The organism is Streptomyces sp. DSM 116793, assembly GCF_057320905.1.
In genome coordinates this window covers 5676045-5692090 of the sequence record NZ_CM170494.1, presented here as the reverse complement: position 1 = coordinate 5692090, position 16046 = coordinate 5676045, and the positions used below count along the sequence as shown (strand labels likewise).

Here is a 16046-nt window from a genome sequence, read left to right as displayed (position 1 = left end):
CCGACCGGCGGGCGAGGATCAGAGCGGAGCGGCTGAACGGCATCGACGCGGTCGAGCCGGACGACGACGGCCTGACGCTCACGGTGACGTTCCTCGGCAAGGCCCCGCACGGGCTCGGCCCCGAGAACGTCCGCATCGACGGCGGCCGGCGGATCACCGGCATCCGGGCGGTGGAGACGTCCGTCGAGCGCGAGGAGGACCCGGAGCTCGACGACCGGCTCCTCGTGACCCTGGACAGGGCGGGCGACACGTCCCGCTACCGGCTCTCCCTCGTCGAGGCCGACCCGTACGGGCGGCCGGGCACGGAGCCGTACCGGGGCTTCGAACAGCGCTACTCCGGCGCCGACTTCACGTTCCGGCCCGACTGCCCCTCGCCGTTCGACTGCGCGGACCGGGACGGGGCCGGCGACGGCGGCGCGGGGGTGGGCGCGCCCGGGTTCCCCGCGGCGCCCGTCATCGACTACACGGCGCGCGACTACGACACCATCCGCCGGCTGCTGCTGGACCGGCTCGCGCTGACGACGCCCGGCTGGGTGGAGCGCAACCCCGCCGACCTCGGCATGACGCTGGTGGAGCTGCTGGCGTACACCGGGGACCGGATCAGCTACCAGCAGGACGCGGTCGCCACCGAGGCGTACCTCGACACGGCGCGGCGCCGGGTCTCGGTGCGGCGGCACGTGCGGCTGATCGACTACGCGATGCACGACGGGTGCAACGCCCGCGCGTTCGTCACCGTCGAGACGGCCGGGGAGCACATGCTGCTGCCGGGCACGTTCCGGTTCGCGGCGGTGGACGCGCGCTCCCTCGACCCGCACGACCGGCCGGAGCCGGGCACCGTCATCGACGACCGCGACCTCGCGGTGCTCGACGAGGAGGGCTCGGTGGAGGTCTTCGAACCGGTCACGGCCGACCCGCTGGTGCTGCGCGAGGTGCACAACACCATCCGGTTGTGGACCTGGGGCGGCGAGGTCCGCGCCCTGCCGCGCGGCGCCACGGCGGCGACCCTGGTGGACGGCTGGGCGGAGGACGAGGACCACGGCGACGGCGAGCACGGCCACGACCACGACCACGACCACGACCGCGGCCACGGCCGCGGGGGACACGGCGGGCACGGCGGGCACGGCGGGCACGGTCCGGGCCGTGGCCACGGGCACGATCACGGTCGTGACCACGGCCACGAACACGGCCACCACCACGGCCACGACCACCACCAGGGCCGCCGCCGGAAGCTGAGTCTGCGCCCAGGCGACGTGCTGATCCTGGAGGAGGTCAAGGGCCCCCGCTCCGGCACCCCGGGCGACGCCGACCCCACCCACCGGCAGCCGGTGCGGCTGACCTCGGTGACCCCGGCCCACGACGCGGTGGAGGACCAGCCGGTCCTGGAGGTCACCTGGGCGCCGGAGGACGCGCTGCGCTTCCCGCTCCGCCTCGCCACGCTCGGCGGCCCCGACTGCGTGCCGGTGGCGGACGTGAGCGTGGCGCGCGGCAACGTCGTGCTGGTCGACCACGGCCGCTCGCTCGGCGGTCCCCGGCCCTCCCCCGTGCCCGGCACGTTCGGCGGCGGGGAGCTGCCGCAGATCCTGACGGTGCCGCCGGACCCCGCCGTCGTCGCCCCGTGCCGCCCGCCGGGCTTCGGCTGCGGCGACCGCGCGGAGGGCAACGCGCCCGGGCGGCTGATCGGCGCGCTGACGCGGAAGGCCGGCAGCGGCCGGCAGCTGACCGCGGACGACGTCCGCGAACTCTTCAACGTCGTCGGCGAGGACGCGGTGCTGCGCGCCGGGATAGGCCTGGAGCTGGTCGGCGGGCGGCACGCGGAGGCGGCGTCCGGCGGTGGCCGGGGCAGGGTCGTGCCCGGCACGGCGCACGAGCAGGCGGCGGCGCTCGGAACGCTGCTGGCGCAGAGCGCCTACCCGGGCATCGCCCCACGCTTCCGGCCCCATCTCGATCGCTCCCCCGTCGCCCAGGCGGTTCCGTTCCCGCTGCCCGCGCGGGTGGCGCGGGGGCAGGCCGACCGGCTCGCGGCGATCCCCGAGCGGGTGCGGCAGCGGCTGGTGGAGCTGTGGCGCGGCGCCCGCGACCGCGACGGGCTCACGGACGACGAGATCGCCGAACTGACCGTGGTGTTCGGGCTGAAGGTGATCGAGCGCTTCGAGCTGCGCCGGCACCCCGTGCCCGCGCTGCGGGACCTGCTGCACCGCAGCGGCGAGTTGCTGGCCGGCAAGCTCCGGCGGCTTGGGGTGCTCACGGCGCGGGCCCGCGCGGGCACGGTGCTCGACGCCCACCTGGCCTGGGAGATCACGCAGAGCTGGGGCCCCGGCTACGCGGTCGGACTGCGCCCGGACGAGCCGGAGCTGCGCGGCCCGGCGAGCGCCGCGCTCGTCCAGGACCCGCGCCAGGCGCTGCCCGCGGTCCGGCTGTACGAGGTGGACGAGGTCGACGAGGTCGACGAGGTCGACGAGCGCCACGACAGCTCCGGCGGCGGCCACGGCCGGGCGACCGGGGACGACCACGCCACGGACGACGGCCGCGACCCCGCCGGCAGCCGGGCCGCCGGCACGCGGCACGGCGCCGAACCGGGCGGCCCGTCCCGGGTCTGGTCGCCCCGCCGCGACCTGCTGGACAGCGGCCCCCGCGACCGCCACTTCGTCGGCGAACTGGAGGACGACGGGCGGCTCGCGCTGCGGTTCGGCGACGGGCGGTACGGGGCGCGGCCCACGCCCGGCGCGCGGCTCGCCGTCCGCCTCCGGCTGGGCGGCGGCCGGGCCGGCAACGTCGGCGCCGAGGCCATCAACCACCTCGTCCTGGTGCGCGACGAGGACGCCGAGGACCGGGCGGTGGAGGCCCCGGTGGCCGGGGTGCGCAACCCGCTGCCCGCCACCGGCGGCACCGATCCCGAGCCGGTCGAGCAGGTGCGCCAGCTCGCCCCGCTCGACCTCAGGCGCACCCGGCTCCGGGCGGTGACCGCCGAGGACTACGCGGCGCTCGCGTCGGCGCTGCCCGGCGTGCGGCGCGCCGCGGCCGAGCTGCGCTGGACCGGCAGCGGCCAGGAAGCGCACATCGCCGTCGACCCGACCGGAGACGAGGAGCCGTCCCCGGTGCTGCTGGAGGCCGTGGCGCAGGCCCTGGAGGCGTACCGGCGCATCGGCCACGACCTGGTGGTGGGCCCCGCCCGTCTGGTGCCGCTCGACGTCGCGCTGACGGTGTGCGCGGCGCCCGGCCACCAGCACGGGCAGATCCTCGCCGAGCTGTACCGGGTGCTGGGCAGCCGGCGGCTCGGTGCCGGGGGGCCGGGCGGGAGAACCGGCTTCTTCCACCCGGACGCGCTGACGTTCGGCGAACCGGTGCGGCTGAGCCGTCTCGTGGCGGTCGCGGCGGCGGTGCCCGGCGTGGTGAGCGTCGAGGTGACCCGGCTGCGCCGGCTGTTCCACGGCGACGGCGACGGGCACGGCGGCCCGGTGGACGAACCGGCGATCCGGGACGGCGTGCTGCGGCTGGGCCCGCTGGAGATCGCCACGTGCGACAACGACCCGGAGCGGCCCGAGGCGGGCCGCCTGGAGATCACTCTCGGGGGTGTGCGATGAGTGCCACGGACCGGCCCGGAGGCGTGGGCCCCGGCCCCGGCTGCGGCTGCGGCGGTACCCGCGGAAGCGCATGCGGAGGCGCATGCGGAGGCGCATGCGGAGGCGCATGCGGTGGTGCCTGCGGAGGCGCCTGCGGAGGTCACGACGAGCGGGTCGCGCCGGCGGCGCCGTACAACCCGCCGGGCCGCGACGCGCTGGACTACCGCGTCGGGAACTACGGCAGCTTCCTCGCCGCGCTGCACGACCGGCTTGCCTCACCCGCCTACCCGGCGCTGCGCGACCTGACCGTGCGCACCCCGGACGATCCGGCGCTGGGGCTGCTGGACGCGGCGGCGGTCCTGGGCGACCTGCTGACGTTCCACTCGGAGCGGATCGCGGACGAGGCGTACCTGCGCACCGCGGACGAGCAGCGCTCGCTGGTACTGCTGGGGCGGCTCGTCGGGCACCGGCCGCGTCCCGGCGTCGCCGCGGCCACCCACCTCGCGTACACGCTGGACCGGGACCCGCGCGCGCCGGACGTCGCGGTGACCGTGCCGCGCGGAGCGCGCAGTCACAGCGTGCCGGCCTCCTCGGAGGAGGAGACGCAGACGTTCGAGACCAGCGAGGACCTGGTGGCGCGGTGGGACTTCAACGAGCTGGCGGTGCGCCGCCGCCGGCCCCTCCTGCTCACCCCGGAGGACCTCACCAGGCGCTCCGAGCTGTATGTCGAGGGGACGACCACCGGGCTGAGCACCGGCGACAAGTTGCTCTTCGTCTTCGGCGCCGGGGGCGGCGGGCAGCGGCTGCTGCTGCCGGTGGCGGGGCTCAGGGTGGACCGCGACGCGGCCGTCACGGCGGTGCGGCTGCCCGAGTCGGCGCCGCCCACGCTCAAGGAGCTGGTCGATGAGACGGCACGCTGGATCGCGCTGCCGGAGACCCCGGGCGAGCCGGGCGACGAGCCGCCGACGCCCGAGGTGCCGAACCCGCGCCCGGTGAGCCGCCTCATCGAGGACTTCGACATCCAGGTCCTGGCGCCGCTCCGCGCCGACCTGCCGGGCCTCACCACGCCCGAGGCCTTCGCGGCCCGGCTCGCGGAGCCGCACGACCGGCTGGCGGAGGCCCAGGTGCTGGCGGCGCCGTACGAGGAGGTGGTGGCCTGGTTCGAGGAGCTGGAGGCGGTGCTCGGGGAGCTGCGGACCCGCGCGGCGCGGCTGGCGCCTTCGGTGCCGGAGCCGCCGGCGGACGGGGTCGGCGGCACGGGGGCTCCGGGGGCGCCTGGTACGCGCGGGGCGCCGGGGGCGGCCGGTACGCGCGGGGCGCCGGATGTCTTCGGTACGCGCGGGGCGCCCGGTGCGCCGGGCCGGTCGGGACCGGCCGGGCGGTCCGCAGCTCAGGCGAGCGGCGACCCCCGCTCCGCCGCGCTGGCCGCCCTGAGCGCCGTCCTGCCCGCGCTGCGCACCAGCGTCGCTCCGCTGCCGCCGGGCGGCGGACCGCGCCCCTACCGGATGGGTTCCGGGCTGACCCCGCGGCTGCTGTCCGCGCTGGACCCGCGGGTGGCCCCGGGGCTCTACCCGGCGTGGCGGCAGGCCGCCGCGCCCGGTGCGCCCGAGGTACTGCGGGAGCTGCTGGCGATGCGGGTGAAGGCGGCGGTGTTCGGCTCGACCGCGCCGCTGAAGCCGGTGCAGGACGAGCGGGGCCGGGTGGTGCGGCAGACCGACTGGCCGCTGACCGGCGGCACCCTGACGATGATGCGGATCGTCTACGACACCGCGGGCAAGGTGCCGGTCCGGGCCGAGTTCCAGTACACGGAGTCCGGATCCTCGTTCCAGTACGTGCAGCCGCTGCCGTTCGACGGCCAGTTCGACCTCGCCACCGGCAAGGTGGTCCTGACCACCAGGACCGGCCAGGACCACGACCTGCACTGGCTCAGCCGCCGCCCCACCGACTCCCAGGACGCCGGGGTCACCGCGCAGTTGATCGCGGGCCTGCCCGAGCGGACGCTGTTCGTGGGCCGCCCGGACGACGAGGGCAAGGTGCTGGCCGCCGTCAACAACGGCGAGGCCAAGGAGTACCACCTCTCACCAGGGGTGCCGGTGCAGTTCACGCACGGCGACTTCGAGGTGTCCATGCAGTACACCGCCGCGGGCGGTCCGCCCTCGGTGGAGATCGGCCTGGCGAGCAGGCCCGCCCCGGCGGGCCGCCGGCTGCTGCAACTGGACTCCGTCCAGGACGGCATCACGGTCGGGAGCTGGGTGGCGATCCTGCGGCCGCGCAAGGGGGCGATGGCGGCGGACGGGACCGGGGCGCCGGGGGCGGCCTCCGGGACGGATTCCGGTTCCGGAACGGACACCGGCACCGGCACCGGCATGGACCCCGGCTCCGGCTCCGGTACGGACACGGGCGGCGGCACGGGCGCGGGCTCCGGTACGGACACCGGCGGCGCGGGCTCCGGTACGGACACCGGCGCCGGAGCAGACACCGGCACCGGAACAGGGACCGGCACCGCCACCGCCACGACCGCCGAGCCCGGCGCCCCCGTCGGCATCCCCGGCGACCCCGCTCTCGCCTTCGTCACCACCCGGGTCGTCGCGGTGCGCACCGCCGCGTACACCAACTACGGCATCACGGGCCGCGGCACCGAACTCGTCCTCGCCGACGACTGGCTGGACGACCACGACGTGCTGCTGTCGCACATCAGGGACGCCGAGGTGCACGCGGGCGGCGAGCCGCTGCGGCCGGCGGACGAGCCGCTGGGCGAGGACGTGCACGGAGGCGAGATCGAGCTGGCCGAGCTGTACGACGGCCTGGCGCCGGGCCGCACCCTCGTGGTCTCCGGCGAGCGCAGCGACGTCCCCGGCACGGCGGGCGTGCGGGCCACCGAGGTCGTGGTGGTCCAGGACGCGGCGCAGCGCATCGACCCCCGGCTGCCCGGCGACCACGTGCACACGGTGCTGACGCTCACCACCGACCTCGCGTACCGCTACCGCCGCGAGACGGTGCGGATCCTCGGCAATGTCGTCGCCGCGACGCACGGCGAGAGCCGCGACGAGGCGATCGGCAGCGGCGACGCGGACCGCGTCAACCAGACCTTCCGGCTCTGGCAGTCCCCGCTGACCTGGCTGCCGTCCGACACCCCACTGGGCGCCACGCCCACGCTGGAGGTCCGGGTGGACGGGCTGCTCTGGCACGAGGTCGACTCGCTCGCCGGGCGTGGCCCGAACGAGCGGGTCTACATCACCGGCACCACCGCCGACGGCGGCACCACGGTGACGTTCGGCGACGGCGTGCACGGCGCGCGGCTGCCCACCGGGCAGGAGAACGTCCGGGCCCGCTACCGGTTCGGCACCGGACGGGCCGCCAACGTCGCCGCGGACCGCATCACCCAGGCCATCACACGGCCGCTCGGCGTCACCGCGGTCACCAACCCGCGCCCGGCGGCGGGCGGCGCGGACGCCGACGGGCCGGCGCTGACCCGGCGCACCGTCCCGCTGGCGGTGAGCGCGCTGGACCGCCTGGTGTCCGCACGCGACTACGAGGACTTCGCCCGCTCCCGGGCCGGCATCGGGCGGGCAGAGGCGCGTGAGCTCTTCGACGGACGGCGGCGCGTGCTGCACGTCACGGTGGCCGGCACGGACGACGTGCTCATCACCGACGACTCGCAGGTGCTGCCGGCGCTGCGGGCGTCGCTCGCCGAGTACGGCGACGCCCGGCTGCCGGTGCGGGTGGCCGCCCGCGAACTGGTCCTGCTGCTGCTCGCCGCCCGCGTCAAGGTGGCGCCCGACTTCGCATGGGCGCAGGTGGAGCCGCGGCTGCGCGCGGCGCTGCTGCGCAGGCTCGGCTTCGAGGGCCGCGAGCTGGGGCGGCCCGCGCACCTGTCGGAGGTGCTGGCGGCGGCCCAGTCGGTGCCGGGCGTGGACTACGTGGACGTGGACGTGTTCACGGGCGTGCCCGCGTCGGCCACCCCGCAGCAGCTCGCGGACCTGCTCGACGGGCTCGACGGGCCTCGGGCCCATGTGCCGGCCGGGGCGGCGGCGTACGAGGAGCGGACGTACCGGGTGTCGGATCCGGCCGGCGAGACGCTCACGTCGGTCGCGGCCCGGTGCGGTATCCCGCTCGCCGAACTGCTCCGCCTCAACCCCGACATCACCGACACCCGCCGGCTGGCGCGGGGCCGCTCGGTGTTCGCCTTCCGCGGCATCCGGCCCGCGCAGCTCGCGCTGCTCTCGCCGAAGGTCGCGGACACGCTGATTCTGACGGAGGTCAAGTGATGTCCAGGGAGCCGGACGGGCTCGCGGAGCTGCTTCCGCAGTGGCACCGGCTGCGCGACGGCGACGACGGCCGCCGTCCCGAGCCGCTGCGCGCGCTGCTCGCGGTGATCGCGGAGCAGCTGGATCTGGTGCGCAACGGCGTGGAGCAGGGGTACGACGACCTGTTCGTGGAGACCGCGGCGCCCTGGGTGCTGCCGTACCTGGGCGACCTGGTCGGCTACCGGCCGCTGCCCGGCTACGAGCGGGTGCTGGCCGACGGCCTCGGGGACGGCGGCCGGCCCGGCGCCTCGCGGGAGCGGCTCGCGGAGGCGCTGGCGCCGCGCCGCGAGGTCGCCCGGGCCGTCGCGAGCCGCCGCCGCAAGGGCACTCTCGCCCTGCTGGAGGAGCTGTCCGAGCAGGTCGCGGGGTGGCCGGCGCGTGCGGTGGAGCTGTCCAGGCACCTGGCGCACCATCAGCCGGTGAAGCTGTACGGGACGGGGTCGCCGGCGGCCGACGCGGTCCGGCGCGGCCGCGGCAGGACGGCCGACCTGCGGGACGGCGCCGCGCTCGACCTGGCGGGCGGCCCGTTCGGGGCGGTGGCCCGGTCGGTGGACGTGCGGCGAGCGGGCTCGGCCCGGCGGCAGGGCGGCCTCACGCCCGCGGGGGTGGCCCTGTTCGTGTGGCGGCTGCGGGCGTACGCGCTGACGAGGTCGCCCGCGTACTGCATCGACCGGGCCCGCAACCTGTACACGTTCTCCATCCTCGGCAACGACTCCCCGCTGGTCACCAGGCCGGTCCCGGAGCCGTCCGCCACCCACACGGCCACCGTCGACAACGTCCCCGCGTTCATCGGCCGCCGCCTGCTGCACGACCGGCTCGCCGACTACTACGGGCCCGGCAAGAGCTTCGTCATCCGCAGGGACGGCGAGGACCGGCCGGTGCCGCCGTCCGACATCGTGGTGGCCGACCTGTCCGAGTGGCGCTACCGGCCGCGGCGCGGGCAGGTGGCCGTCGACCCCGAGCTGGGCCGGATCGCGTTCGGCGCGCGCTCGGCGCCCCGGCAGGGCGTCTGGGTGGACTACCACTACGCGGGCGCGGCGGACCTGGGCGGCGGCAGCTATCCGCGGGACCGTGCGCCGCGTCCGGACGCGGCGGTGTACCGGGTCGGTCCCGGCCAGCCGTACCAGCGGATCATGGACGCCTTCCGCAACTGGCAGCACGACCGGCGGGCCCGGCGGGTGGGCCCCGAGGGCATCATCGAGATCGTGCACAGCGGCGCCTACCAGGAGCAACTGGACTTCGACCTGGACCCCGGCGACCGCCTGGAGGTGCGGGCCGCGGAGGGCTGCCGGCCGGTGGTCCGGCTGCTGGACTGGTACAGCAACCGGCCGGACGCGCTCAACATCCGTGCGGAGGACGGCGGACGGCACGGCGGTGACGGGCACCGCGGGGACCACGGCCACGGGGGCCCGGGGCACGGGCATGGCGGCCCGGGGCACGGGCATGGCGGCCCGGGGCACGGGGGCCACGAGCACGGTCACGGTCACGGTCACGGTCACGGGGGCGACGAGCAGGGCCACGGGTGCGAGCCGCCCCGGATCGTGCTGGACGGGCTGCTGGTCACCGGGCGCGGCATCAACGTCACGGGCCCGGTGGGCGCGGTCGTCCTGCGGCACTGCACGCTGGTGCCGGGCTGGTCGCTGGAGCACGACTGCGCGCCGCACGCGCCGCAGGAGCCCAGCATCGTGCTGGACCGCACCACCGCCTGCGTGCAGATCGAGAACAGCGTGCTGGGCACGATCCAGGTCATCGGCGACGAGGTCTCCGCCGACCCGCTGCCGATCCACATCCGCGACAGCATCCTGGACGCGACGGGCCACGACCGCGAGGCCCTGTCCGCGCCCGACTGCCTGCTCGCGCACGCCGTGCTGCACGCCCACCGCACCACCGTCATCGGCGAGGTGCACACGCACGCCGTGCAGATCGCCGAGAACTCGCTCTTCACCGGCCGGATGCGGGTGGCGCGGCGGGGCGTGGGCTGTCTGCGGTTCAGCTATGTGCCGCCGGGCTCGCGCACCCCGCGGCGGTTCCGCTGCCAGCCGGACCTCGTGGGCCCCGAGCGGGCCGGCCGGGTGCGGCCGGTCTTCGCCTCGGAGCGGTACGGCACCCCCTCGTACGGGCGGCTCGCCGACCGCAGCGCCGCCGAGCTGCGGCGCGGCGCGGAGGACGGCGCGGAGATGGGCGTCTTCCACGACCTGTACCTGCCGCAGCGCGAGGACAGCCTGCGGGCCCGGCTCGCCGAGTACACGCCGGCGGGCGCCGACGCGGGGATCTTCTATGTGACCTGACGTGCCGCGCCGCGGGTGCGGGCGCGGGCGCGGGCTGCGCCCGCATGGCGCGTCACCGCCGGCGTGGAGCGTCACGCGCCGGCGTGGAGCGTCACGCACCGGCGTGGAGCGTCACGCACAGCGCACCCCGCGACCCCGCAGTTCCGCACCCCGCACCCCGCACCCCGCACCGCCACGAGACCACCGACGGACGAACGAACCCAGGGGGACCCCTCCGATGCACGCTGATCTCTCCCGCTTCACCCACCGCCCCGAGCTGCACTACTCCGCCGTCCTCGCCCAGCAGGGCCGCGTCCAGCTGGACGCCGACGCCAACGAACAGACCGCGATCGAGCTGAGCAGGGCGCGGGCGCTGACCGCGGACCTGGTCGGGCAGCACGGCGGACCCGCCGGCGCCACCGGCTTCGAGGTGACGTTCGTGGGCGGCCAGCGGGACATCGACGACCTCACCATCGGCGGCGGCCGGTACTACGTCGACGGGATCCAGCTCGACGCGTCCCGTCCCGTAGCGGGCACGCCGGTGCCGGACGACGCCGACGACACCGGAGACTCGGGGGACTCGGGGGACTCGGGGGACGCGCCGAAGCCCCCGGCCCAGGCCGCCACCTGGACGTACTGGGACCAGCCCGACGCGTACCGCGATCCCGAGCTGCCGGGCGACCGGCTGCCGACGCAGTTCCCCTTCCTGGTGTACCTGAAGGTGTGGGAGCGGTCGGTGACGGAGGCCGAGGACCCGGCGCTGCGCGAGGTCGCGCTCGGCGCGGCGATGCCGGACACCGCGGCCCGCGTGAAGGTGGTCTGGCAGGTGCTGCCGCTGGCGCTCTCCGCGCTGGACGTGTCCGGCACCGACCCGTCCGAGGACGAGGTGCGCAGGGCGTTCCGGGCCTGGGCCGACCGGCAGGAGGCGCCCGCGGCGCGCGCCGCGCTGCGCGGCGAGCGGCCCGAGCGCGCGGCCGAGGACCCGTGCCTGGTCAGCCCCGACGCCCACTACCGGGGCCCGGAGAACCAGCTCTACCGGGTGGAGATCCACGACGGCGGCACCGCCGCGGACGCCACGTTCAAGTGGTCCCGCGAGAACGGCTCCGTGACCTTCGCGGTGGACCGGCTCGACGGCACCTGGGTGGAGCTGGCCGGCCTCGGCAGCGACGACAAGCTGGACCTGAACGTCGGCGATCGGGTCGAGTTCGTCGACTCCGGGTATGCGAGCCGCCTGGAGCCGCTGCCGCTGCTGCGGGTGGAGGAACTGGACCTGCCGGGCCGGCGGGTGCGGCTGTCGGGCGAGCCAGGCACGCGGCAGGGCGGTGTCGGGCGGCGTCCTGAGCTCCACCCGTACCTGCGCCGCTGGGACCACCGCGACGGCCACCGGCGTCCTTCCGGCGGAGCGGGCAGGCGGTCCGGTGCGGGCGCCGGGCTCCGCAACGGCGCGGTCCGGATCGAGGAGGGCCGCTGGCTGCCGTTGGAGGACGGCGTCGAGGTGTACTTCGCCAAGGGCGGCACCTACCGCACCGGCGACTTCTGGATCGCCGCGGCCCGCACCGCCACCGGCAGCGTCGAATGGCCGCTGGACGCGGCGCGCCGCCCGCTGCTCCAGGCTCCCGCGGGCATCGCGCTGCACCACGCGCCGCTGGCCCTGGTCCGCGGCGAGGGCGGCTCGGTGGACCTGCGACTCGCGTTCGGGCCGCTGGCGGGCCCGATCCCGGCGGCCACCGAGGCGGAACTGGCGGCCGAGCGGCTCGCCAGGGACGAGGAGCGGGCCGTCGAGGCGGCCGCCGCGCAGGGTCCCCGCTCGCAGACCACCGCGGTCGCCGAGGCGGAGGCGGGCGACGGGACGGCCGGGAGCGGGGACGCGGACGGTGCCGGTGCCGGTTCCGGTGGCGGTGCAGGGGGCGGTGCCGGGGGCTCTGCCGGGGGCGGGCGGTCCGGCGGCAGGGGTGGGCGGCGCCATGGCTGACCCGCTGAACGCCGCACAGGCGCTGAAGGCGCTGCGCGCCGAGGGCCTGACCGTCCACGAGGTGCGCGACTGGCGCACACACAACCGCAACAGCAAGGGTCCGTGGGGCCCGCTGAACGGCGTGATGATCCACCACACCGTCACCAAGGGCGTCAGCGGCTCGGTCGACCTCTGCTACGACGGCCGCAGCGACCTGCCGGGACCGCTCTGCCACGGCGTGATCGACAAGGCGGGCGAGGTGCACCTGGTCGGCTGGGGCCGCGCCAACCACGCCGGGCTGGGCGACGCCGACGTGCTCCGCGCGGTGATCGCCGAGACCGAACGGCCCACCGACAACCAGGCCAACGCCGACGGCAACAGCCGTTTCTACGGCTTCGAGTGCATCAACATGGGCGATGGCAAGGACCCCTGGCCCGAGGCCCAGCTCGACGCCGTCGCCCGCGCCGCGGCGGCCCTGTGCCGCGCCCACGGCTGGACGGAGCGCTCGGTGATCGGCCACAAGGAGTGGCAGCCGGGCAAGATCGACCCCCGCGGCTTCACCATGGACAGCATGCGCCGCCGCATCGCCGCCCTCCTGAAGGGAGCACCCGGCGACGACGGAAACGGCGGTGCGGGTGGTTCGGACGGTACGGGTGGTTCGGGCAGTACGGACGGTACGGGTGGTTCGGGCAGTACGGACGGTACGGGTGGTTCGGGCGGCGAGTCCCGACCCGCACCCGACAAGCCGCCGGCCGAGCCGCCCCGGCCACCGGGACCGGCGTACGAGCCGTTCCCCGGCGCCGCCTTCTTCCACACCGGCCGGAGCCACCCCATGATCACGGTCATGGGCCACCGCCTCAACGCAGAGGGCTGCGGCCGCTACACCCACGGCCCGTCCCCCGACTGGACGGAGGCAGACCGCCTCTCGTACGCGGCCTGGCAGAGAAAACTCGGCTTCAAGGGAAAGGACGCAGACGGCATCCCCGGCAAGGTCAGCTGGGACTTGCTGAGGGTGCCGCGCTCACGCCACTGAGCAGATACCCGACCAAGCCTGTCCCGGCGCCCCCATCAAGGCCGTCCGGCACCTTCCACCAGGACCGCCCGGCGCCCCCCGTCAAACCCGTCCGGCACCTTCCATCAAGACGGCCTGGCACCTTCCGCCAAGACCGCCCCAGCACCCACATCAATCCCGTCCAGCATCCTCATCAATCCCGTCCAGCATCCTCATCAATCCCGTCCAGCATCCTCATCAATCCCGTCCGCCACCCTTATCAAGCCCGTCCGGCGATTGAGGACGAGCCCGGAGGGCGATCCCTCCAACAGACAACCCGCGGCCAACAACCAACCCCCACCACATCCAGCCCGTCCGGCGATTGAGGACGAGCCCGGAGGGCGACCCCTCCAACAGACAACCCGCTGTCGAGGACGAAACAGAGCACACCCGCAAGCCCACGAGGGGGACCCGGGCGCTCCGCCCCGGGCACACGCACACACATGCACCCAGGACGTAGCGCCGCCCACCTCAGACCGCGTCGGTGTGCGGCCCGGCCACATCCCCCACGACACCCTGCCCACCGGACAGCACATGCCCGGCAAGCCGCGCGCTGTCGGCCGCCGCCGTCCCCGCCGTCCCCACGGCATACCCGGGCACCGCGCGCACGGCCTGCCCCCCGGAGAGGGCCTGATCGGCGAACGCCTGGGTGTGCCCGAGCACCCCCTGCCCGACGTACGAGGCGTCGCCCACCGCCTGGAGGCCCACCGGCACCGCGTCCCCGACCACCGTCGCGGTCTGCCCGGGCAGCACCGCATCGGCCACCGCGGCGGCGGTCGACGGCAGGTCACCGCGCCAGGTGCCGCCCGGCGCCGCGGCGGCCGCCGCGTCAGCGGGCGCCGCCATCGTGTGCGGGGCCTGCCCGTACCCCTGCCCGGCCCCGGTGACGGTGCGCTGCCCGCTGCCGGGAAGCTGTCCGAGCAGATCCCCGGAGACCTCGCCGAGCGCGGGGGCGATCCCCGCCGCGACCCGCTGTACATGGGCCGTCATCTGACCGATCCCGCCCGCCGGCTCCGGCGCGAACGCGGACAGCGGCCCGAAGAGGTAGTCGATCTCGGCCCCCGCCGCGGCATGCATCCCAGCCACCTGATCCCCGCCCACACGGACCGTCGCATCGGCGCCGACCCCGACCGCGGCCACACCCCCGTGCACGCCGTGCCCGGCCGCCTGGGCGGCGTGACCCGCCGTGTACGCGGCCCCATGGACGGCATCGTGCACGGTGTCCAGCGCCCTGGACCCGACCTGGTGCACGGTGTGCACGGTGCTCTCGGCGCCCGGCACCGCGGTGTGCACCGCGTCGCCGGTCCGCGCCGCCGCGCCCTGGACCGTGTCGCCGGCCCGGGCCGTGGTGACCTGGACCGTCGCGCCGGCGTCCGGAATCGCGCCCCGCACGACGTGTGCCGTCGTCGCGGTGTGCACCAGCGCACCGGTGGCGGCGCCGTCGGCCGTGTCCACGGCGCCCCGGACCGTGCCGGTGGCGTGGTGGACGGCCGCGCCGGCCTGGTGCGCCGTCACGTCCACGGCCCCGTCGGCCGTGCCGGCGAGGGAGCCGTCGCCGGAGACGATGCCGTCGTCACCCGCCGGGTCCGGGACGGAGACGGAGTGTGCCGGGGGCTCGTCCGCGCTGGCGACGGCGGAGCCGAGCGCCCACGCTCCGGTCACGCCGGCCGCTATCACCAGGGAACGTCGGATGTTCTTGTTCATGCGTACGTCAGATCCTTCGAGTTCTTCGGCTGAGGCCCGGGACCCGATGAAGGTCACGGACGGCGGGCAGACCTGTTCCGCCCCCGCGCGGCAGGTCCGGGGCGGGGAGCGGCCTGCCCTAGCCGGGGAACTCGAGAACGTCGCGGTACCGGTCCCGCACCGCGCCGGCACCCCGCGCACCCACCGCACCGGGCACCAGCGCCACCGGACCACGCGTACCGGAGAGCACCGCGCGCAGCTCGGCCGGGCGGTGCTGCGCCCCGGATCCGGCGTCCTGTGCCCCGCGCAGCCATCCGCTGGGGTCACCGCCACCGGGCGCCGGCGCCGGGCCGGGTCCTGCGTCGCGCGGGGCGGCGACCGCGCCGTGCCGCTGCGATGCGCCGCCCGGCGCCGCGCCGTCCGCCATCGGTGCCCGTGGGCCGAGGGGGCCGGCCGTGTCCCGTCCGGCCGCCGTGTTCGCGTCCGCGCCCGGGTGGTGCGCGCCGGACGCGGCGCGGTCGGCGGGGCCGGTGCCATGCCTCCCGCCGGGTCCCGTGCCGCCCGGCAGCGGCACGCCGGGCAGCGCCGGGAACTCCGGGAGCCGCAGCACCTGCACGGCAACCCTGTGCAGGGCACGACGCGTGTCCCGCACCGTGTCCCGCACCCCGTGCGTCACACGCGAGGCGTCCACCGGCACCGGAGCCACCCGCGGCGGAGCCGCCTCTCCGGCGCCCGGCCCGGACGGCCCCGGTGCCGAAGCGCCCGACGCCGGCCCCGGCAGCGGCCCGGGCAGCACGGGCTGGGAGTGCGGGGTGCGGTGCCGGTGCGTGGCGGGCGCGGCGGGCGCGGCGGGCGCGGCGGGCTCAGGGTGCCTGGTGCTGGGGTGCCCGGGGTGCGCCCCGCGGTGCGCGTGCGTCGCGGCGGGCCTCCCGGCTCCCACCGGCACCGGCGTGATCCGGGCGACGGGGCCGGACGGTCCGCCCTGCTCCGCGTGGGCCCGCGCACCACAGACGAGGCCGAGTACGGCCAATCCACCCACCAGCAGGGCCACCTGGAGCAGGCGGCGCCCGGCCGCGGCGCGCAGCAGGCGCGGTACGGCCCGTGGCAGAGGCACGGCTGGGCTCAGGATCGTCGGTCCTCCTGGACGAGGGGACGGCAGGGCGGACGGAACCATGCGTTCCTTTCACGCCATGGCCGATCCTTGCACGGGACGCCGGAGTCTGCGCA

Annotated in this window: 7 protein-coding genes; 5 read left to right on the top strand and 2 right to left on the bottom strand. The window is 76.4% G+C overall.

What is annotated here, in order from left to right; genetic code table 11:
• The first annotated feature begins 17 nt into the window (after positions 1-17).
• From ACSMXW_RS22315 to ACSMXW_RS22295, 5 genes are all read left to right on the top strand, one after another.
• Complete coding sequence (locus ACSMXW_RS22315; RefSeq protein WP_485808217.1) at positions 18-3581, top strand: putative baseplate assembly protein; 3564 nt, start codon at positions 18-20, stop codon at positions 3579-3581.
• The gene (locus ACSMXW_RS22310; RefSeq protein WP_485798742.1) at positions 3578-7828 is read left to right on the top strand and encodes a putative baseplate assembly protein; all 4251 of its coding nucleotides are present in this window, start codon (positions 3578-3580) and stop codon (positions 7826-7828) included. The genes ACSMXW_RS22315 and ACSMXW_RS22310 overlap by 4 nt, the downstream gene beginning before the upstream one ends.
• Positions 7828-10155, top strand: a complete 2328-nt coding sequence (locus ACSMXW_RS22305; protein ID WP_485798740.1) for a hypothetical protein — start codon at positions 7828-7830, stop codon at positions 10153-10155. The genes ACSMXW_RS22310 and ACSMXW_RS22305 overlap by 1 nt, the downstream gene beginning before the upstream one ends.
• A 217-nt stretch (positions 10156-10372) precedes the next feature.
• On the top strand, positions 10373-12106 hold the full coding sequence (locus ACSMXW_RS22300; RefSeq protein WP_485798738.1) for a DUF6519 domain-containing protein: 1734 nt from the start codon (positions 10373-10375) through the stop codon (positions 12104-12106).
• Entirely contained in the window at positions 12099-13118 is a 1020-nt protein-coding gene (locus tag ACSMXW_RS22295) for a peptidoglycan-binding protein (RefSeq protein WP_485798736.1), read from the top strand. Before ACSMXW_RS22300 ends, ACSMXW_RS22295 begins: the two co-directional genes overlap by 8 nt.
• Positions 13119-13607: 489 nt before the next feature.
• Here the strand turns inward: ACSMXW_RS22295 and ACSMXW_RS22290 are convergent, their stop codons facing one another.
• Positions 13608-14840: a hypothetical protein gene (locus tag ACSMXW_RS22290; protein WP_485798734.1), complete on the bottom strand. Its 1233-nt coding sequence runs from the start codon at positions 14838-14840 to the stop codon at positions 13608-13610.
• A gap of 118 nt (positions 14841-14958) precedes the next feature.
• Positions 14959-15933 carry a hypothetical protein gene (locus tag ACSMXW_RS22285; protein ID WP_485798732.1) on the bottom strand — a complete coding sequence of 325 codons (975 nt, stop codon included), beginning with the start codon at positions 15931-15933 and terminating at the stop codon, positions 14959-14961.
• Positions 15934-16046: the final 113 nt, after the last annotated feature.

Excerpts from the sequence above, each read along its gene's own strand:
- ACSMXW_RS22310 (WP_485798742.1), top strand. The coding sequence starts at position 3,578 with ATGAGTGCCACGGACCGGCCCGGAGGCGTGGGCCCCGGCCCCGGCTGC.
- ACSMXW_RS22305 (WP_485798740.1), top strand. The coding sequence starts at position 7,828 with ATGTCCAGGGAGCCGGACGGGCTCGCGGAGCTGCTTCCGCAGTGGCAC.
- ACSMXW_RS22300 (WP_485798738.1), top strand. The coding sequence starts at position 10,373 with ATGCACGCTGATCTCTCCCGCTTCACCCACCGCCCCGAGCTGCACTAC.
- ACSMXW_RS22295 (WP_485798736.1), top strand. The coding sequence starts at position 12,099 with ATGGCTGACCCGCTGAACGCCGCACAGGCGCTGAAGGCGCTGCGCGCC.
- ACSMXW_RS22290 (WP_485798734.1), bottom strand. The coding sequence starts at position 14,840 with ATGAACAAGAACATCCGACGTTCCCTGGTGATAGCGGCCGGCGTGACC.